The 19,739-nt window shown below is 71.7% G+C and carries 19 protein-coding genes; 15 read left to right on the plus strand and 4 right to left on the minus strand.

The window, feature by feature from the left end:
• Positions 1–55 precede the first annotated feature (55 nt).
• Entirely contained in the window at positions 56–880 is an 825-nt protein-coding gene (locus ACFZBP_RS41300) for an alpha/beta fold hydrolase (protein WP_391421022.1), read from the plus strand.
• 18 nt (positions 881–898) lie between these two features.
• On the opposite strand, the gene ACFZBP_RS41305 is transcribed toward ACFZBP_RS41300, so the two are convergent.
• Positions 899–1,105, minus strand: a complete 207-nt coding sequence (locus ACFZBP_RS41305; protein WP_217215044.1) for a DUF5988 family protein — start codon at positions 1,103–1,105, stop codon at positions 899–901.
• A gap of 93 nt (positions 1,106–1,198) precedes the next feature.
• Between ACFZBP_RS41305 and ACFZBP_RS41310 the strand changes: the two genes are divergently transcribed.
• Both ACFZBP_RS41310 and ACFZBP_RS41315 read left to right on the plus strand, forming a co-directional pair.
• On the plus strand, positions 1,199–1,756 hold the full coding sequence (locus ACFZBP_RS41310; protein WP_383454294.1) for a GNAT family N-acetyltransferase: 558 nt from the start codon (positions 1,199–1,201) through the stop codon (positions 1,754–1,756).
• 260 nt (positions 1,757–2,016) lie between these two features.
• Complete coding sequence (locus ACFZBP_RS41315; protein ID WP_107083653.1) at positions 2,017–2,157, plus strand: hypothetical protein; 141 nt, start codon at positions 2,017–2,019, stop codon at positions 2,155–2,157.
• 2 nt (positions 2,158–2,159) lie between these two features.
• Here the strand turns inward: ACFZBP_RS41315 and ACFZBP_RS41320 are convergent, their stop codons facing one another.
• Positions 2,160–3,728 carry a fibronectin type III domain-containing protein gene (locus tag ACFZBP_RS41320; RefSeq protein WP_391421023.1) on the minus strand — a complete coding sequence of 523 codons (1,569 nt, stop codon included), beginning with the start codon at positions 3,726–3,728 and terminating at the stop codon, positions 2,160–2,162.
• Positions 3,729–3,870: 142 nt separating this feature from the next.
• Between ACFZBP_RS41320 and ACFZBP_RS41325 the strand changes: the two genes are divergently transcribed.
• Together ACFZBP_RS41325 and ACFZBP_RS41330 are read left to right on the plus strand one after the other, a co-directional pair.
• Positions 3,871–4,914, plus strand: coding sequence for a 3-isopropylmalate dehydrogenase (locus ACFZBP_RS41325; protein WP_383454286.1), 1,044 nt, complete (start codon positions 3,871–3,873; stop codon positions 4,912–4,914).
• A 274-nt stretch (positions 4,915–5,188) separates the two neighbouring features.
• Positions 5,189–6,277: a branched-chain amino acid aminotransferase gene (locus ACFZBP_RS41330; protein ID WP_383454283.1), complete on the plus strand. Its 1,089-nt coding sequence runs from the start codon at positions 5,189–5,191 to the stop codon at positions 6,275–6,277.
• On the opposite strand, the gene ACFZBP_RS41335 is transcribed toward ACFZBP_RS41330, so the two are convergent.
• On the minus strand, positions 6,274–7,725 hold the full coding sequence (locus ACFZBP_RS41335) for a cytosine permease (RefSeq protein ID WP_383454281.1): 1,452 nt from the start codon (positions 7,723–7,725) through the stop codon (positions 6,274–6,276). The two genes, ACFZBP_RS41330 and ACFZBP_RS41335, sit on opposite strands and share 4 nt — an antisense overlap.
• Positions 7,726–7,868: 143 nt before the next feature.
• On the opposite strand from ACFZBP_RS41335, the gene ureA reads away from it, so the two are divergent.
• The 10 genes from ureA to ACFZBP_RS41385 all read left to right on the plus strand — a co-directional run bounded on the left by ureA (position 7,869) and on the right by ACFZBP_RS41385 (position 18,760).
• Positions 7,869–8,579: an urease subunit gamma gene (gene ureA / locus ACFZBP_RS41340; RefSeq protein WP_391421024.1), complete on the plus strand. Its 711-nt coding sequence runs from the start codon at positions 7,869–7,871 to the stop codon at positions 8,577–8,579.
• Positions 8,576–10,288 carry an urease subunit alpha gene (locus ACFZBP_RS41345; RefSeq protein WP_391421025.1) on the plus strand — a complete coding sequence of 571 codons (1,713 nt, stop codon included), beginning with the start codon at positions 8,576–8,578 and terminating at the stop codon, positions 10,286–10,288. Before ureA ends, ACFZBP_RS41345 begins: the two co-directional genes overlap by 4 nt.
• 9 nt (positions 10,289–10,297) lie before the next feature.
• Entirely contained in the window at positions 10,298–11,347 is a 1,050-nt protein-coding gene (locus ACFZBP_RS41350) for an agmatine deiminase family protein (protein WP_391421026.1), read from the plus strand.
• Between the two features lie 9 nt (positions 11,348–11,356).
• Complete coding sequence (locus ACFZBP_RS41355; RefSeq protein WP_391421027.1) at positions 11,357–11,794, plus strand: hypothetical protein; 438 nt, start codon at positions 11,357–11,359, stop codon at positions 11,792–11,794.
• A 56-nt stretch (positions 11,795–11,850) separates the two neighbouring features.
• Positions 11,851–12,399: a TetR family transcriptional regulator C-terminal domain-containing protein gene (locus ACFZBP_RS41360; RefSeq protein ID WP_391421040.1), complete on the plus strand. Its 549-nt coding sequence runs from the start codon at positions 11,851–11,853 to the stop codon at positions 12,397–12,399.
• A gap of 143 nt (positions 12,400–12,542) precedes the next feature.
• Positions 12,543–13,595, plus strand: a complete 1,053-nt coding sequence (locus ACFZBP_RS41365; protein ID WP_391421028.1) for a protein TolB — start codon at positions 12,543–12,545, stop codon at positions 13,593–13,595.
• A gap of 62 nt (positions 13,596–13,657) precedes the next feature.
• Positions 13,658–14,911, plus strand: coding sequence for a TolB family protein (locus ACFZBP_RS41370; RefSeq protein ID WP_391421029.1), 1,254 nt, complete (start codon positions 13,658–13,660; stop codon positions 14,909–14,911).
• Positions 14,912–15,228: 317 nt separating this feature from the next.
• Positions 15,229–16,833: a citramalate synthase gene (gene cimA, locus ACFZBP_RS41375; protein WP_391421030.1), complete on the plus strand. Its 1,605-nt coding sequence runs from the start codon at positions 15,229–15,231 to the stop codon at positions 16,831–16,833.
• Between the two features lie 64 nt (positions 16,834–16,897).
• Positions 16,898–17,332, plus strand: coding sequence for a VOC family protein (locus tag ACFZBP_RS41380; RefSeq protein ID WP_391421031.1), 435 nt, complete (start codon positions 16,898–16,900; stop codon positions 17,330–17,332).
• A 75-nt stretch (positions 17,333–17,407) separates the two neighbouring features.
• Positions 17,408–18,760: a hypothetical protein gene (locus ACFZBP_RS41385; RefSeq protein WP_391421032.1), complete on the plus strand. Its 1,353-nt coding sequence runs from the start codon at positions 17,408–17,410 to the stop codon at positions 18,758–18,760.
• A gap of 95 nt (positions 18,761–18,855) precedes the next feature.
• Here ACFZBP_RS41385 and ACFZBP_RS41390 read toward each other — a convergent pair whose 3' ends face one another.
• The gene (locus ACFZBP_RS41390) at positions 18,856–19,638 is read right to left on the minus strand and encodes a S1 family peptidase (RefSeq protein ID WP_383454258.1); all 783 of its coding nucleotides are present in this window, start codon (positions 19,636–19,638) and stop codon (positions 18,856–18,858) included.
• Between the last annotated feature and the right edge of the window lie 101 nt (positions 19,639–19,739).

Genomic DNA, 19,739 nt, shown 5'->3' on the forward strand with positions numbered 1-19,739 from the left:
GTAAAGGGCCAGGTCTTGAGCGGACCCGGCCCTTTCGTGTTGCGACAATGCGGTCATGACGGTGACGACGGACGACGGCGTACGGCTGTGGGCGAGCGCTTCCGGCCGGGGCGAGCCACTGGTGCTGTGCCACGGCGGGCCAGGGCTGTGGGACATGTTCGGGGACGTGGCCGCGATGCTCGGTGACCTGGCCACGGTGGTGCGCTGGGACCAGCGCGGCTGCGGACGGTCCGAGCGGTGCGCGGGTCCGTGGACGACCGACCGGTTCGTGGCCGATCTGGACGCCGTACGACGGCACTTCGCGCCGCGGCGGACCGCACTGCTCGGACACTCCTGGGGCGCCCAGCTGGCACTCGCCTACACACTGGCCCATCCGGAGCGGGTGAGCCTGCTGGTGTACGTGGCCGGAACCGGCATCGGCCCGACGTCCGAGTGGCGCCCCGCCTACCAGCAGAACCTCCTCGCGAAACTGGGCGAGGACCCCGAACGCCTCGCCCGCTGGCGGGAGTTGCCCCCGGGCGACCGGGAAGGCGCGGTGCTCCAGTGGTCCGCGGAGTTCGAGGACCGGGAGCGGGCGCGGGAGCACGCCGAGCGGATGGCCGACCCGTGGCTGGGCATCAACATCGAGTGCAACGCCGCCGTGAACGCGGAGAACCGGCGCGGACTGGACACCCCCGAGCTGTACGCGGCCTGCCGGGCCCTCGACGTGCCCGTGCTCATCGTCGACGGCGCGTGCGACATCCGGCCGCGCTCGGCGGTCGACTCCCTGGAGCGGGCGCTGCCGAACGTGACGCGGGTGATCCTGCCCGGCGCCGGGCACCTGCCGTGGGTCGAGGACCCGAAGGGCTTCCGGGAGGCGGTGGCGGCCGCGCTGAGCTGAGCGCGGCCGGCCGTCGGCCTACTCGGCGATCTCCGTACGCTCCCACCACTCGTACACGGGCAGCGCGCCCTCGGGCGTGTCCGACTGCCGCGAGGTCGGCCGGAAGTGCTCGTACCCGCCGCGGAGCTTGATCTTGACGTCCGGGCCGGGGGACGGGGTCGGGACGATCCGCTCGGGCAGGTCGTCGGGGCCGCCCTCGAGGAACACTTTCGCCGTGTCGTTCATGACCTCACCGTTCCCCTCGCGGCCGCCGACTGTCCCGTACCGCGCGGAGGATCAGCCGAGTGGGCGATCCGCCGCCGCGCGGATACTGGACGGATGACCACACCCACGTCCCCCGCCACGCCCCGCACCGCGCACACCGCCGACCTCACGGCCGCCGAACTGCGCGCCGTCCGCGCCCTGTTGGACGACGCCTTCGACGGGGACTTCTCCGACGAGGACTGGGACCACGGGCTCGGCGGCATGCACGCGCTCGTCCACGACGCCGCCGGTCGGCTCGTCGCGCACGGATCGGTGGTCATGCGCCGGGTGCGGCACCGGGAGCGGTGGCTGCGGGTCGGGTACGTCGAGGCGGTCGCCGTACGCCCCGACGCGCGCCGGACCGGGCTCGGCGGCCGGGTGATGGCGGAACTGGAGCGGGTGATCGACCGGGCGTACGACGCGGGGATGCTGTCCGCGAGCGACGAGGGGGCCGCGCTGTACGCCGCCCGGGGCTGGCAGGTGTGGGGCGGGCGGATCTGCGCGCTGGGGCCGGAGGGCGTCGTCCAGCTGCCGGACGAGGAGGGCAGCACCTTCCTGCGGCCCGCGCTCGCCGGTCCGCTCGACCCGGCGTTCGAGCTGGTCTTCGACTGGCGGGACGGCGACCTGCTCTGACGGGGGTGACGGAGAAAATCGCAGGTCAGTGAGGTGTGACCCACTCCACCGTCTCAGATAGTAGGAAGTCCGAGTAATTGTGGAGACAGACGCGCCGTCCTCCCTTAGCTTTGTAGAAGCCGAACGTCTCGCTCGATCAAGCGAATGGCGGTCGTGAGCCGGGCCCCGTGCAGGCAACCCCTGCGGCACCGCTCCCCGCCCCATCCGGCGTCTCGTAACCCCCTTGTGTCACTCCCGATTGACGAAGGAGTCGATTTCCCATGGCCGAGACGACCGCCCGCCGTCGAGTCCGTCACCTCTCCCGCACGAGCGAGTCCGACCGCAAGAACGCCGCCGCCGCCCTCCAGCGCGCCCTCGACCGCAGGGACAACGGGGGCGCCACAGGTCACCAGGCGGCGTGACCTCAGCGGAGCGCCTGGCGCCGTACCTCGAAGTAGTCGATGCGCTCCCCGCTCTGCGCCAGCGCCGACACCTTCAGCCGGGGCTTCGGGCCGCTCCGTGCCTCCACCGAGAGGAACGAGAAGCCCCGGTACCGCACCCGGGACCACTCCACGTTCTCCGCCTTGGTGTCGCGTGACCTGGTCCACCTGAAGGTGGCGACCGACTCCCGGTCCGCCACCTGGCCCTCGTAGCTCTCCTCGACGCCCGTCGGGAAGCCGTACAGCTCCTTGCCGCCCCCGCCCGCGGTGACGTACACGATGCCGTCCCGGGCCGGGTCCGTGGACGCGCCGATCGGGACCTGCCTGCCGACCTCGCCGTTCTTGATGGCGTCCGTCCGCTCGTAGACGTGGTTGTGCCCGTTGATCACCAGGTCCACCTGGTGCCGGGCGAACAACGGCACCCACTCGGCCCGCACACCCCCGTCGGACGCGTGCGTGGACGTCGAGTACGCGCAGTGGTGGAAGTAGACGACGACGAAGTCGACGTCCTTCGCCGCCCGCAGCTCACCGAGCCGGGCGTCGAGCCACTTGGTCTGACGGCCGTCCGTGTGCCCCCGGTTGGCGGGGATCTCGTACGACACGTCGTTGGCGTCCAGCGCCACGAAACCGACGTTGCCGTAGACGAAGGAGTACGCGCCCGGAGCTGTCCGGGGATCGAAGCCGCTCTCCGGCAGGGACCAGCGGGCCAGCTGTCCGCCGTAGCCGTCCGGCGAGTACCAGGCCTCCATGTCGTGGTTGCCGGTCGTCACCATCCACGGCACCGACCTGGCCACCGACTCGGTCTGCCTGAGGTAGCCGTCCCAGAAGCCGGGGTCGTAGGCGTCCGACTCCTTGCCCAGGCCCTTGGCGTTCGCGTAGCAGATGTCACCGGCGTGGAGGTGGAAGGCCGGGTTCTGGCCCAGCAGGAGCTTGTCGTTGGTGGCGGCCGCCTCGCTGACGCCCTGGTCGCCGAAGGCCGTGAAGATGAAGGTCTCCGGCGTCGCGGGCGCGGTCCGGAACTCGGCGATCGTCGAACGGTTCCGCGGGGAGGCGGGGTCGAAGCCCTCGTGGCCCACGCCGTAGTAGTACGTCGTGCCGGGCCGCAGGCCGTCCAGCGCGGCGTGCAGGTAGTACTGCTCCAGCGCCGCGCGGACGCCCCGCAGTTCCGGCGTACGCAGATCACGGACCTCGGCCTCGATCCTGCGGCTCAGGTCGTCGGGGCGCAGACCGACGCGGATGTACGGCTTCTTCACCGCGGCCGGCACCTGCCAGGAGATCCGCATCTGGGACCTGGGGTCGGCGCCGAAGGCCAGATGCCGGCCGAACGGGGCGACGGCGGAGCCCGGCACCCGCGTGAGGGCGGACGCGGAGGCCGGCGTACCGGACGCGCCCGTGCCCGACCCCGAGCAGCCCGTCAGCAGGCCGCCCGCCACCGCGCCGGCGGTGACCAGCGTGCGGCGCCGGGTCAGTTTCGTGCGCAGGTACTCGTGCTGTTCCGCCATGGTCATGCGGCGGGCGAGCCGGGGCGGGATGCCGAAGTCGGGGAGGTCCATGAAAGGGAACTTCCCAGCGGAGGCCAACACCCGCCCCACATACGGGTGAACGGCGACCGTAGCGCAAGCGCCTTCCCCCGTCCGGCTGTCCGTATCGCGGACATCGCGTGTCATCCCATGGGACGAGGAGTAGGGTGCCGACATGTCTCGCAGCCTCAATCTCGCAGTGATCCCCGGTGACGGCATCGGGCAGGAAGTCGTGGCCGAAGGCCTCAAGGTCCTCTCCGCCGTCCTCCCGCAGGATGTGAAGCTGGAGACCAAGGAGTACGACTTCGGCGCCAAGCGCTACCACGCCACCGGTGAGACCCTCACCGACGCGGACGTCGACGCCCTGAAGAAGCACGACGCCATTCTGCTCGGCGCCATCGGCGACCCGTCGGTCCCGTCCGGTGTCCTGGAGCGCGGCTTCCTGCTGAAGCTCCGCTTCCTCTTCGACCACCACGTCAACCTGCGTCCGTCGAAGCTCCTCCCGGGCGTCGCCACCCCGCTCGCCGGCCAGCCCGAGATCGACTTCATCGTCGTCCGCGAGGGCACCGAGGGCCCGTACACCGGCAACGGCGGCACCATCCGCAAGGGCACCGAGCACGAGGTCGCCACCGAGGTCTCCGTGAACACGGCCTTCGGCGTCGAGCGCGTCGTCCGGGACGCCTTCGCCCGCGCCCAGGCCCGCCCGCGCAAGAAGCTCACGCTGGTCCACAAGAACAACGTGCTGGCCTTCGCGGGGCACCTGTGGACGAACGTCTTCAACAAGGTGGCCGAGGAGTTCCCCGAGGTCACCACCGACTACATCCATGTCGACGCGGCCACCATATACCTGGTCACCGACCCCGGTCGCTTCGACGTGATCGTCACCGACAACCTCTTCGGCGACATCATCACCGACCTCGCCGCGGCCGTCTCCGGCGGCATCGGCGTCGCCGCGAGCGGGAACATCAACCCCTCCGGCGAGTTCCCCTCGATGTTCGAGCCGGTCCACGGTTCCGCGCCCGACATCGCCGGTCAGGGCAAGGCCGACCCCACCGCCACGGTGCTGTCCGTCGCCCTGCTCCTGCGCCACCTCGGCTACGACGCCGAGGCCGCCCGCATCGACGAGGCGGTCTCCGCCGACCTCGCCGAGCGCACCGGCAAGCCCGCCCGCTCGACGTCGGAGATCGGCGACGCGCTGGCCGTACGAGTAGCCGGCTGACCCCGCCGCCACTCGAACACCCTTCGAAGCCGCCGGGTCACCGAAGCGCCCGGCGGCTTCCCCATGTCCGCCGTCGGGTGACACCATCAACCCCTGGGTCGCGATTCACTCCGGATCACGCCGATCAGGCCGATTTCTTCCACGGCTGCCGCTTGCGATAATCGAACGCGGAGCCGCGGATTGAGGGAATGCTCGGACGTCCTAGCACTGGCCACTGGCAGTACTGGCGTGAGCGCGGCCCGTCACAATCAAAACCGGTGAAGGACATCTACTCATGACGACGCCCACGATCGAGCTCAAGCCCTCCGCCAGCCCGCTCTCCGCCGCCGAGCGCGAGGCGATACTGGCCAACCCGGGGTTCGGACGCCACTTCACCGACCACATGGTGACGATCAAGTGGACCGAGGGCCGCGGCTGGCACGACGGCGAGCTCGTGCCGTACGCTCCGCTCTCTCTCGACCCGGCCACCATGGTCCTGCACTACGCGCAGGAGATCTTCGAGGGTCTGAAGGCCTACCGCCAGCCCGACGGGTCCGTCGCCTCCTTCCGCCCGGAGAAGAACGCCAAGCGCTTCCAGGCCTCCGCCCGCCGGCTCGGCATGCCGGAGCTGCCGGTCGAGACGTTCATCGAGGCCTGCGACGCGCTGGTGAGCCAGGACGAGGCGTGGGTTCCGGCGCACGGCGGTGAGGAGTCCCTCTACCTGCGTCCGTTCATGTTCGCCACCGAGGTCGGCCTGGGGGTCAAGCCCGCCAGCGAGTACCTCTTCATCGTCATCGCCTCCCCGGCCGGCGCGTACTTCCCGGGCGGCGTCAAGCCGGTCTCCATCTGGGTCTCCGAGGACCATGTGCGCGCCGTGCCCGGCGGCATGGGCGACGCCAAGACCGGCGGCAACTACGCCGCGTCCCTGCTCGCCCAGGCCGAGGCCGCCGCCGAGGGCTGCGCCCAGGTCTGCTACCTGGACGCGGTCGAGCGCAAGTGGGTCGAGGAACTCGGCGGCATGAACCTGTACTTCGTGTACGGCGACAGGATCGTCACCCCGTCCCTCACCGGCTCCATCCTGGAGGGCGTCACCCGCGACTCCCTCCTCGCCGTCGCCCGTGACCTCGGCTACGAGGCCGAGGAGGGCCGCGTCTCCGTCGACCAGTGGCAGCGCGACTCGGAGAACGGCACCCTCACCGAGGTCTTCGCCTGCGGCACGGCCGCGGTCATCACCCCCGTCGGCACCGTCAAGCGCACGGGCGCGCAGTGGCAGCAGGGCGACGGCGAGCCCGGCGAGGTCACGCTGAAGCTGCGCCGGGCTCTGCTCGACATCCAGAGGGGCAAGGCCGAGGACAAGCACGGCTGGATGCACAAGCTGGGTTAACTCTCGGCCCTGACCGTCAGGGTCGCCGCGGACTCGGAGTCGGCGGCGACCCTTTCGCGTACCGGAGCGGAGTCACCGACCGTCAGCAGCACGTACGCCACACCCCCCACCAGCCCCGACAACAGGAAGCTGCAGTCCACCCCACCCGTCAGCCCCAGCAGCGGCCCCTCGTACGACGGGAGGGAGACGGCCAGCAGGCCGACCGTCGCGCCCATCGCCCAGGCCACGGTCGCCGGGATGTTCCAGCCGCCGCGGAACCAGTAGATCCCGCCCCGCGCACGGCGGTTGAAGACCTGGAGGGCCTCCGCGTCGTACACGCCCCGGCAGCGGGCGAAGCCGATCAGGGTGATGACCGCCCATGGGGTGCCGATCGCCGTCAGCAGCAGCACGAAGGACGTCATGGCGTCCTGGGCGCTGGAGGCGTAGTGGCCGACGAACACGCAGGCGGTGGCGATGACGGCGACGCAGTAGGTGGCCCGGGCACGGGAGGCGCGCGGGAGGATGGCGTCCAGGTCGAGGCCCATGGAGTAGAGCATCAGACCGGCGTTGCCGACCGAGCCGGCCGAGGCGGCCAGCAGGAGCGGGACCAGGTACCAGGTGGGGGAGGCGGACACCAGCGGTCCGGCGTAGTCGAGGGCCGCCCGGGCCGCGTACGCCGTGAAGGTGCCGAACAACTGGGGGACCAGCAGGCCCAGGAGCAGGCCGAGCCAGGTCGCGTGCAGCACGCGGCGTGAGGTGTGGCGGGCCGGGGAGATGTAGCGGGTGTAGTCGCCGAGCAGGGTGATGAAGGCGATCGGTCCGGACAGGCCCGCGGCCACCGTCGCCAGCAGCCACGTCGGCCAGAACCCGCCCAGCAGATAGCCGCCCGCCTCGGGCAGCGCGGCGGTCGTGAAGTGCGGGGCGTAGGCGACGACGCCGAGGACGAGCAGGGCCGTCATGCCGATCGCGAGGACGCGGGACAGGGCGAGCAGCACCCGGTAGCCGTACACCGCGCCCGCGACGGTCGCCGCCGCCAGCAGCCCGTAGACCACGCCGTACGACACCCCGCTCGCCGGCAGCCCGAAGAGCCGGCCCAGTACGCCGACCATCACGTCGCCGCCGATCCACACGGTCAGGGCCGTGTAGCCGAGGGCGAGCAGGAGGCCGACGACCGAGCCGACCAGGCGGCCGCGCACACCGAACTGGGCGCCGGAGGACGTGGACAGGTTCGTCGCCGTGCGCAGGGAGATCAGCGCGAGCGGGGCGGTCAGGGCCGTGCCGGCCACCGTGCCGACCACGATCGAGCTCACCGACGCCCACCAGTCCAGGCCGAACGACGGTGGCAGCCAGCCGAAGACGATCACTCCGAGGCAGAGGTTCGATCCCAGCAGGATCGAGACGAGGTCCCGGGGACCGCTGGTGCGTTCCTCGTCGGGGATGGTGTCGACTCCGCGCTGTTCCATCGGCATGGCTGGGCTCCTTCGATCGGCCGCCAGAGTTAGAGCGACGTTCAATATCGGGAATCGATGGTGTCGAGTCAACACTTCGTTGCACTGGATTTCGTGTTTAGAGTGGTGCTCTAATGCGGGAGAGGCAAGGAGGTGCCCGCGTCATGAGACTCACCCCCACGGAACGTGACCGGCTGCTGCTTTTCGGAGCCGCCGAACTGGCCCGGGCTCGCAGGGCCCGCGGGCTCAGGCTGAACGTGCCGGAGGCGACCGCGCTGATCGCGGACACCGTGTGCGAGGCCGCCCGCGACGGGGCCCGGCTGGCGGAGGCCGTCGAGCGCGCCCGGTCCGTGCTCGGCCCCGACGACGTGCTGCCGGGTGTCGCGGACGTCGTCACCGAGGTCCATGTCGAGGCCGTCTTCGACGACGGCTCGCGACTCGCGGTCGTGTCCGATCCCCTCGGGGCCGGGCTGGGAGCGCAGGCTCCGGGCGCGCTGCTGCCGGGGCCCGAACACACCGACCCGGAGCCGGTCGTCCGGCTGACGGTCACCAACACCGCCACCGTGCCCGTCTCCGTGACCTCCCACTTCCACTTCTTCGAGGCCAACCCGCGGCTCGACTTCGACCGTGCGGCGGCCTACGGCATGCGGCTCGCCGTGCCCGCCGGGTCCTCGGAGCGGTTCGGCCCGGGGGAGCGCGCCGAGGTCGGGCTCGTGCCGATCGGGGGCGAGCGGATCGCCATCGGGTTCGCGGGGCTCGTCGACGGGGCGCTGGACGCACCCGGCGCCCGCGAGGAGGCACTGCGCCGGGCCGCCGCCTGCGGCTACCTCGGCGTCATGGAAACACCGGATCAGAAGCAGGAGGTCGAGCGATGAGCCGCCCCGGAGGCCACCCGGCCGAGGCCCGCCGCCTCACCCCGCACGAGTACGCCGCCACCCACGGCCCCCGCGCCGGCGACCGCATACGCCTCGGCGACTCCGGGCTGACCGTCCGCGTCGAGTCGGACTCCCAGAAGTACGGCGACGAGTTCCTCGCCGGGTTCGGCAAGACCGCCCGGGACGGACTGCACCTCAAGGCCGCAGCCGTCCGGGAGACCTGTGACGTCGTCATCAGCAACGTCGTCGTGATCGACGCGGCCCTCGGCATCCGGAAGGTCTCCATCGGGATCCGGGAGGGCCGGATCTGCTCGATCGGACGGGCCGGGAACCCCGACACCCTGGACGGGGTCGACGTCGTCGTCGGCACGGGCACGTCCATCGTGTCCGGCGAGGGGCTCGTCGCCACCGCCGGAGCCGTCGACACCCATGTGCACCTGCTGTCGCCGCGCGTCATGGAGGCCTCGCTGGCGTCCGGCGTGACCACGATCATCGGGCAGGAGTTCGGGCCGGTGTGGGGCGTCGGCGTCAACTCGCCGTGGGCGCTCAGGCACGCCTTCAACGCCTTCGACGCCTGGCCGGTCAACATCGGCTTCCTGGGCCGGGGTTCGTCGTCGTCACCCGCGCCCCTGGTCGAGGCCCTCGCCGAGGGCGGCGCCTCCGGCTTCAAGGTGCACGAGGACACGGGCGCCCATACGCGCGCGCTGGACACGGCACTTCGGGTCGCCGAGGAACACGACGTCCAAGTCGCCCTGCACAGCGACGGTTTGAACGAGTGCCTGTCCGTCGAGGACACCCTGCGGGTGCTGGAGGGCCGCACCATCCACGCCTTCCACATCGAGGGCTGCGGCGGCGGACACGTCCCGAACGTCCTGAAGATGGCCGGCGTCCCGAACGTCATCGGCTCCTCCACCAACCCCACCCTGCCCTTCGGCCGGGACGCGGTCGCCGAGCACTACGGCATGATCGTCTCCGTCCACGACCTCAAGACCGACCTGCCCGGCGACGCCGCCATGGCCCGCGACCGCATCCGCGCCGGGACGATGGGCGCCGAGGACGTGCTGCACGACCTGGGCGCGATCGGCATCACCTCGTCGGACGCGCAGGGCATGGGCCGGGCCGGCGAGACGGTCCGCCGCACCTTCGCGATGGCCGGGAAGATGAAGGCCGAGTTCGGCGCCCCGGACGACGACCACGACAACGAGCGCGTCCTGCGCTACATGGCCAAGCTGACCATCAACCCCGCCATCGCCCACGGGCTCGCGCACGAGGTCGGCTCGATCGAGGTCGGCAAGCTCGCCGACATCGTGCTGTGGCGGCCGGAGTACTTCGGCGCCAAGCCGCAGCTGGTGCTCAAATCCGGCTTCCCGGCCTACGGCGTGGTGGGTGACCCGAACGCCGCCACCGACACCTGCGAACCCCTCGTCCTGGGCCCGCAGTTCGGGGCGTACGGCGCCACGCCCGCCGACATCTCGGTCGCCTTCGTCGCGCAGGCCGCCGTCGACCAGGGGGGCGACTCCATGCCCACGCGCAGAAGGCGGGTCGCCGTCCGCGGCACCCGGGGCATCGGACCGGCCGACCTGCGCCTGAACTCCCGTACCGGAGCCGTCGACGTCGACCAGCGCACCGGTCTGGTCACCCTCGACGGCGAGCCGCTGCGCTCCGAGCCGGCCGAGTCCGTCTCCCTCAACCGCCTCTACTTCCTCTAAGGATCACTCATGTCCGCAGCCGCCGACGGCTTCCGCATGCCCGCCGAGTGGGCCCCGCACGAACGCACCTGGATGGCCTGGCCGGGCCCCAACGCGACCTTCGAGGACCCACGGGACCTGGCCGAGGCCCGCGCGGCCTGGGCGTCCGTCGCCCGTGCGGTGCGCCGCTTCGAGCCGGTGACGGTGGTGTGCGGGCCCGGGCAGTCGGCCGAGGCCCGCGCGCTGCTCGGCGACGGTGTCGACACGGTCGAGCGGGACCTCGACGACGCCTGGATGCGGGACATCGGTCCGACCTTCCTGACCGACGGCAAGGGCCGACTCGCCGCCGTCGACTGGACGTTCAACGGCTGGGGCGCCCAGGACTGGGCCCGCTGGGAGCACGACGCGAAGATCGCCGCGTATGTGTCCGACCTGGCGGGCTCGACGAAGACGTACGCCTCGACTCTCGTCAACGAGGGCGGTGCGATCCATGTGGACGGCGAGGGGACAGTGCTGCTGACGGAGACGGTCCAGCTCGGCCCCGAGCGCAATCCGCACTGGACGCGGGAGGAGGTCGAGGCCGAGATCCACGGCATGCTCGGCACCCGCAAGGCGATCTGGCTGCCACGCGGTCTGACCGGCGACTATCCGCCGTACGGATTCGGCACCCTCGGCCATGTCGACATCGTCGCCGCGTTCGCCCGCCCCGGCGTGGTCGTCGCCCATGTGCAGCCGGACCCCGCGCACCCCGACCACGAGGTGACCAAGGAGGTCGTGGGGCTGCTGCGGGCGCAGACCGACGCGCGGGGCCGCAGCCTCGAGGTCGTCGAGGTCCCGGCGCCCACCGTCCTGGAGGCCGACGGCCACTGGGCCGACTACTCCTACATCAACCACTACCTCTGCAACGGTGGCGTCGTCCTGTGCGGCTTCGACGACCCGCGGGACGAGATCGCGGCCGGCATCTTCCGCCGGCTGTTCCCGGAGCGCACGGTGACGCTCGTCGACGCGCGGACGATCTTCGCGGGCGGGGGCGGCATCCACTGCATAACCCAGCAGCAGCCGAAGGTCGTGGTCAGGTAGAACGTACGGGTGAACGTACTGCTCTGCGCCACCCGCGGAACACGGCTGACCGAGCCGGCCCGGCGGCTCGACGAGACGCCCGCGTACCCGGGCTGGGACGGCCTGCCGGGTCCGGACCCGCTGCCGGTCGGGGCGCCGTTCGAGCCGATCGGTCCCGACGAGGATCACGACGGGATCGTGCCCGGTGGCATGTGGAAGTCCGACGAGCGCGGCTTCCTGGTCGCCGCCGGGCCGCGCGGCACCTTCGTCCTGCATCCGGACGACGCCGTGGGCCTCACCCCGCACCCCGATCCGTACCGTCTGATCGGCTGCTGCGGCCCGGACGGCACGGCCGGGGTCAACCACGTCTGCGGCTGCGGGGCCGAGGTGGCCGTAGGCGCCGACCGCACGAGCGGCTACGAGACCCGGCTCGTCCCGGACGCCGTCCGCGTGGAGGCCGCCGCGTGACGCCCGCCCGCCGCCGCACCCCGGCCCCACCCCGCGAGGACGTCCTCGCCGCCGCCATGGAGATGATCGCCGAGCGCGGGCTGGAGAAGCTGACCATGGCCGCGCTCGGCCGTGCGGTCGGCATGAGCAGCGGCCATCTCCTCTACTACTTCCACTCCAAGGACGAGTTGCTGCTGCGCACCCTGGAGTGGAGCGAGGGCCGGCTCGGCGCCGAGCGCGGCCGGCTGCTGACGCGGGCGTCCGCCACGGTCCGCGAACGGGTCGAGGCGTACGTCGACCTGTACGTCCCCGAGGGCCACCGCGACCCGCACTGGACGCTGTGGCTGGAGGTCTGGAACCGCTCGCAGAACGCCGCCGACGACGCCCGCGACCGGCAGGCCGCGATCGAGGGCGCCTGGCACCGCGACCTGGTGGCGCTGGTCGCGGAGGGCGTGTCGCGCGGGGAGTTCCGGGCGGTCGACCCGGATCGTTTCGCCGCCCGGCTGCGGGCGCTGCTCGACGGGTTCTCCATCCATGTGGCGATCGGCCTGCGGGGCACGGACCGGGCACAAGTTCTCGGCCACGTAAGGGAGTTCCTCGACGACAGCCTCCTCGCGGACTCCTGAGCTCACGTCCGGGTTGTACGCAATACGTCGGATTGACCCTGTCACGCGTGGTGCGTTTGCCTTCGGTGGGAGCCCCCGGCAGCGAGCGAGCCGAAGAGAAGGGGGCCGGGGGAAAAGCGTCCACGGGGACCACAGGGGGGACCATGTCCACAGCCGCGCGCGTGTCCGGAGGCTCCTTGGCGGCGGCACTGCTGCTCGCGCTCACCGGCACGACCGTGTCCGCCGCGCCCCCCGCACCGCGCGTCGAGCGGGTCAGCACCGCCGCCGACGGCACCCAGGGCGACGGTGCCTCCAGCGCCGCCTACACCACGCCGAACGGCCGTTTCGTGTCGTTCCGTTCCTCGGCGACCAACCTCGTGCCCGAGGGCATCACCCACCCGGGCACCTACTCCTACATCCGCGATCTGAGAACCGGCCACGTCACCAAGATCGAGGCCGCGCTCAGCACACCCCGGCTCAGCGCCGGCGGCCGTTGGGCGGCCTACACCGACTGGGGCGCCCGCAAGATCAACGTCTTCCTGGCGGACCTGAGCACGGGCACGCGGATCCGGGCCGGCGGCGACGCCCGGGACAGCGCGTCCGCCCCGGACATCAGCGCGGACGGCCGCTACGTCGTCCACACCTGGTCCGGGCACCCGCAGTACCCGAACCGCATCGACCTCTACGACCGGGTCACCGGCACCCGCGAGACCGTCAGCGCCGGACCGCAGGACGACGAGAGCCGGGACATGGACGACGCGTCGATCAGCGGCGACGGCCGCTATGTCGCCTACGAGGACGAGGGCAGCGGGGACGTGTGGGTGGCCGACCGCACCACCGGAACCCAGACCGAGGCCGACGACGGCACGTTCTCGACCGTCATCCAACTGAGCGCCGACGGCCGCGTCCTGGCGATGGACTCGGCGGACGGCTCGTACGTACGGGACCTGCGCACCGGCCGTGTCCAGCACTTCCCCGGCGTCGACGTGCGAGCCGTCAGCCCCGACGGGCGCCGGATCCTGGTCCAGGACGCGCAGTCGAACCTGTGGTTGCGCGACCTCCACGGCACACGCCAGGTCCTCGTCGGACACGGCAGCGCCGTCGACGGCTCGGTCTCCGCCAGGGGCCGCTCGGTCGTCTACTCCTCGCAGGACACCGACGTCGTCCCCGGTGACACCAACGGCGTGTACGACGTCTTCGTACGGCACTCGCGGTGAGCGGGAACAGCCGGCAACCACTTCGAACCACGGGGGAAAACGTGTTCAGAACCATGCGCGGGATGTCCGTCGCCGTCCTCGCCGGGGCGATGGTCGCCCTGACGGCCACCGCGGCGGCACCGGCACCGCCGCGGGGCACCGAGCGGATCACGCTCTCGGCGACGGGCGAACAGGGCGACGGCGACTCCTACGGCCCGCAGTTCAGCGCGGACGGCCGGTTCGCCGCCTTCACGGCCTACGCGGCGAACCTGGTGCCGGGCGACACCAACGGCCAGGCGGACGTCTTCGTGCGCGACCTGCGCAAGGGGACGGTGGAACGGGTCAGCGTGGCGTCGGACGGCACACCGGCGGACAAGCCTTCCACGCTGGCCGCCATCAGCGCCGACGGCCGCTACGTCCTCTTCCGCTCCAACGCCCGCAACCTGGTCCACTGGGACCAGCCGCCCACGAACGACGCGGCCGAGGACGTCTACCTGCACGACCGCCGCACCAGGAAGACGGAGCGGATCAGCGTGGCCCACGACGGCGGCTCGGCCTTCGCCGCCGGCGCCCACATGTCCGCGGACGCCCGCCACATCGTCTTCAACGCCAAGGCCGACCGCATGGAGCCCGGCGCCCGCGACCTCTTCGGCGCCGTGTACGTCCTCGACCGGCGCACCGGCACCACGCGGCGGATCAGCAACGGCGACCGCCCGACCAACCCCGCGCTCCTCGAGGACATCAGCGCCGACGGCCGCTATGTGGCGTACACCCAGCTGGTGCCGCGCAGCGGGGACGGCGTCACCTGGGTGCTCGACCGCCGCACCGGCACCGAGGAACAGGTCAACGTCAAGGCGGACGGCACCCCGGCCCGGCGCTACGCGATGCCCGTCTCCCTCTCGGCGGACGGCAGGACCGTCGCGTTCAAGTACGACGGCGGCGACCTGCTCCCGGACGACGCCCCCGGCGACGGCACCGACCTCTACGTCCGGGACCTGCGCGCCGACGCGACCCGCCGCATCGCCCCCGGCCCCGACGGGGCACGCCTGCCGGACAACCCGCGGCTCAGCCCGGACGGCCGTCACCTGGCCTACGAGGCGGAACCGCGGCTGGCCGACGGACAGTACGGGCCGGACAACGTCTACCTCCGCGACCTGCGCACCGGAGCGACCCGTCTGATCAGCACGTCCGTCACCGGCGGACCGGTCACCGACGAGTACGTCACGCTCTACGAGGTGGGCATCGGCGGACGGATCAGCTTCGGCAGCCGCTCCGCCCAGCTGGTCCCGGACGACACCAACGGGCACTACGACGGATTCGTCCACCGCCGGCGGTGATCAACGCAGTGCTCGCATCCTGAGACGGACGGTGAGCCCGGGGGCGGTGTGTGCCAGACTGCCCCCGTGCTCTCGTTCGCCATGATTATTGGCAGCAGGCGCGCCGGTCCGCAGTGACCGCCACGTACGACCAGGTACGGGCGGACACCGTCGTCCTCGACCCGCGCGCAGACCTCTCGCACCCGCGAGGGGTTTTTCGCTTTTCTGGCCCACCTTCAGCCGGGAGTAAAGCGCGAGGGATCATTGGGGACGGTGGAGCCGGTCATTCCGGTAACGACCGTGATCCGACGGGATCCAACAGCAGGAGCCTTGACACCATGACCGCAACCAGCGAGCTCGACGATTCGTTCCACGTGTTCGACACCACCCTGCGCGACGGCGCGCAGCGGGAGGGCATCAACCTCACCGTCGCGGACAAGCTGGCCATCGCCCGGCACCTGGACGAGTTCGGCGTGGGCTTCATCGAGGGCGGCTGGCCCGGTGCCAACCCGAGGGACACCGAGTTCTTCGCGCGCGCCCAGCAGGAGATCGACTTCCGGCACGCCCAGCTGGTCGCCTTCGGCGCCACCCGGCGCGCAGGCGCCAAGGCCTGCGAAGACCCCCAGGTCAAGGCACTCCTGGACTCCGGCGCCCCGGTGATCACCCTGGTCGCGAAGTCCCACGACCGGCATGTCGAACTGGCCCTGCGCACCACCCTCGACGAGAACCTGGCCATGATCGAGGACACGGTCGCCCACCTGCGCTCCCAGGGCCGCCGGGTCTTCGTCGACTGCGAGCACTTCTTCGACGGCTACCGCGCCAACCCCGAGTACGCGAAATCGGTGGTCCGCACGGCGTCACAGGCCGGCGCGGACGTCGTCATCCTCTGCGACACCAACGGCGGCATGCTCCCCGCCCAGGTCCAGGCGGTCGTGGCGACCGTCCTCGCGGACACCGGCGCCCGCCTCGGCATCCACGCCCAGGACGACACCGGCTGCGCGGTCGCCAACACCCTCGCCGCCGTCGACGCGGGCGCGACCCACGTCCAGTGCACGGCCAACGGCTACGGCGAGCGCGTCGGCAACGCCAACCTCTTCCCGGTCGTCGCGGCCCTGGAGCTGAAGTACGGCAAGAAGGTCCTCCCCGACGGCCACCTCCGCGAGATGACGCGGATCTCCCACGCCATCGCCGAGGTCGTCAACCTCACCCCCTCCACCCACCAGCCCTACGTCGGCGTATCGGCCTTCGCCCACAAGGCCGGCCTGCACGCCTCCGCGATCAAGGTCGACCCGGACCTTTACCAGCACATCGACCCCGAGCTGGTCGGCAACACCATGCGCATGCTGGTCTCCGACATGGCCGGCCGCGCCTCCGTCGAGCTCAAGGGCAAGGAACTCGGCGTCGACCTGGGCGGCGACCGCGAACTGGTCGGCCGGGTCGTCGAGCGCGTCAAGGAACGCGAACTCAAGGGCTACACCTACGAGGCGGCCGACGCGAGCTTCGAGTTGCTGCTGCGGGCGGAGGTGGAGGGCAGGCCCCTCAAGTACTTCGACGTCGAGTCCTGGCGCGCCATCGTCGAGGACCGCCCCGACGGCAGCCACGCCAACGAGGCCACCGTCAAGCTCTTCGCCAAGGGCGAGCGCATCGTCGCCACCGCCGAGGGCAACGGCCCGGTCAACGCCCTCGACCGCGCCCTGCGCGTCGCCCTCGAGAAGATCTACCCCCAGCTGGCCAAGCTCGACCTCGTCGACTACAAGGTCCGCATCCTGGAGGGCGTCCACGGCACCCAGTCCACGACCCGGGTCCTGATCTCGACGTCGGACGGTTCGGGGGAGTGGTCGACGGTCGGCGTCGCGGAGAACGTGATCGCCGCTTCTTGGCAGGCCCTGGAGGACGCGTACGCCTACGGGCTGCTGCGGGCCGGCGTCGAGCCGGCCGAGTAGGCACGCGTAGGCCGAACGGACCCGCCGCCGCCTCCGGGCCGGTCGTCCACGGCACAGTGGAGCCATGGACGACAAGGACACGGACGCCCGGCACTTCCTCGCCCGCGGGCAGGTGGCGACCCGCCTGCCCGCCCAGGATCTGGAGCGGGCCCGGCGCTTCTACTCCGAGAAACTGGGCCTGGAACCGGCCGACGAACGCCCGGGCGGGCTGCTGTACCGCTGCGGCGGCACGGAGTTCGCCGTGTACCGATCGACCGGAGCCTCCCCGGGCACGTTCACCCAGATGGGCTGGCAGGTCGAGGACGTCGAGGCGGTGGTGGCGGAACTCAGGCGGCGCGGGGTGCGGTTCGAGGAGGTCGACGTGCCCGGCTTCCACACCACGAACGGCATCGCCGACATCGAGGGCCACTACCCGACCAAGGGCTTCAGGGGCGAACGGGCCGCCTGGTTCCACGACAGCGAGGGCAACCTGCTGGGCATCGGCGAGCCGTACGTCTGAGCCGGCCCCGGTGACCAGAGGATCTCGGTCACCGTGGCCGCCGCCTTTTCGCGGTGCATCAGGTAGCGTCGAAGTATGAGGACTCCGCTCTCCCGGGGTCTCATGCGTCTGCTGATCGTGCCGGTCGCCGCGACAGTCGCGGTGCTCACGGCCGGCGCGCCCGGCGCACATGCGGCCACGGACCTCTCGAAGGTCGCCGAGGCGCTGCGCGAGGAACCCGTCTATGTGGACCCCGCCGCCTCCGACCAACTGTCGTCGGCCGACGCCGAAGCGCTCGCCGACAAGATCAAGGATGCCGACAAGCCCGTCTTCGTCGCCGTCCTCCCGGCCGACCAGCCGACCGAGAACCTCCTGCTGAACCTCCGTACGGAGACCGGTGTCACGGGCCTGTACGGCGTCCGCGTCGACGATCGCTTCGACGCCGCCGCCGACGCCTCCGTGCTGTCCCGGCAGGCGGTGGACAACCTGGTCACCTCGGTGCAGAGCGCCGGCGACCCCAAAGCCCAGCTGAACGACTTCGTCGACGCGGCGCTGCGCAACGTGGGCGGCACGGCACCCGCGAGCTGGAGCGACGGCCAAGGCGGCTCCGGCGTGGACGTCAGCGGGCTGATCGCGGCCGGCGCGGTGCTGGTGGCGGGCGGCGCGGGCGCCTACGCACTGGTGAAGCGCAACCGGCGGCGCCGCGAGGAGCAGCGGCAGGCGGCGCTGGAGAAGCTGCGGGTCGTGGTCGACGAGGACATCACCGCCTTCGGCGAGGAACTGGATCGCCTGGACTTCCAGCCGGGCGCGCCCGAGGCCGACGACGCGATGCGCGAGGACTACGAGCACGCCCTGGACGCCTACGACCAGGCGAAACGGCTCATGGACGCGGCGCGCAGACCGGAGGACGTCAAGGCCGTCACCCAGGCTCTGGCGGACGGCCGCTTCTCCCTCGCCCAGCTCGCCGCCCGCCGGGAGGGCCGGACCCTTCCCGAGCGCCGCCCGCCGTGCTTCTTCGACCCCCGGCACGGCACCGCGGTGGCCGACGAGACCTGGACGCCGCCCGGCGGCAGCCCCCGCGAGGTCCCGGTCTGCGCGGCCGACCGCACCCGGCTGGCCGAGGGCCGCGACCCCGTGATCCGCGAGGTCGACACGGAGTACGGCCGCCGACCGTACTGGGACGCCGGCCCGGCCTACGGCCCCTGGGCGGGCGGCTACTTCGGCGGCGGCATCCTGCCCGGCCTCCTCATCGGCACGATGCTGGGCAGCATGATGGCGGGCCCCGCCTACGCGGCCGACTATGGCGCGGGCTACGGCTATGGCGACGGCGGCTACGAGGGCGGCGACGTGTCCGGGGCGGACTTCGACGCCGGGGACTTCGGGGGCGGAGGTGACTTCGGCGGAGGAGGCGACTTCGGAGGCGGAGGCTTCGACGGTGGGGGCTTCTGAGCCCCGCGTCGGACGCGGGGTACCGGAGCACAGCACACCGGAGCGGGCCCGGCGTCCTCAGACACCGGGCCCGCGGTTGCGCGAGGGCGATCAGGTCACAGAGAGGACGCGGCCGACGCGATGGCGGAGGCGAACGTCGAGACCTCGGTGTAGACGCCGGGCGCGTTCGGCCGGGCGCAGCCTATGCCCCAGCTGACGATGCCGACCTGGATCCAGGCGTTGCCGGCGTCCCGGCGGAACATCGGGCCGCCGGAGTCACCCTGGCAGGTGTCCACGCCGCCGGACGGCAGGCCGGCGCAGATCTCCTCGCTCGCGATGAGGCCGCTGTAGCCGCTGTAGGAACGGCACTGGGCGTCGCTGACGAACGGCACGTTGGCCTTCAGCATGTACCGCTGCTGGCCGCCGCCCTCGGTGGCCGCGCCCCAGCCGGCGACGGTGAAGGTGCCGGTGTTGTACTGCGTCGTGGTGGCGATCTTCAGCGTCGGCAGGTTGATCGGCTGGGCGAGCTTGATGAGCGCCCAGTCCTTGCCGTCGCCGTTGTAGCCGGGGGCCCGGTACACGTACGTGGAGCGGACCTGGACCCGGCCGCTGGTGGACTGGAGGTCCACGACGCCCGCGGTGGCGGTGATGCTGGTGTTGCGGCCGGTCGAGCCCACACAGTGTGCGGCGGTGAGCACGATCTGCTGGGTGTAGAGCGCGCCGCCACAGCCCATGGAGAGCCGGACCATGAACGGGAACTCGCCCTGCGTGGCACGGGTTCCGCCGACGACACGCGAGTCCGCGGCGTGCGCGGCCGAGACGGGCTGAAGGCTGACGATCGCGAGAGCGGCGGCGGCGAGGGCCGCGCATCTCTTGAGCGCGGTGAGGAGCTTCTTCAACGTGATGCCTTCCGTGGGGGGTTGGACATGCGAACGTGGAGGAGCGCTGAGATGTCAGGGGCATGACATGCAGGGCCTCTGGGGGAGCGAGGTGACGGAAG

This window comes from Streptomyces sp. NPDC008086 (assembly GCF_042957325.1).
Classification (GTDB): domain Bacteria; phylum Actinomycetota; class Actinomycetes; order Streptomycetales; family Streptomycetaceae; genus Streptomyces.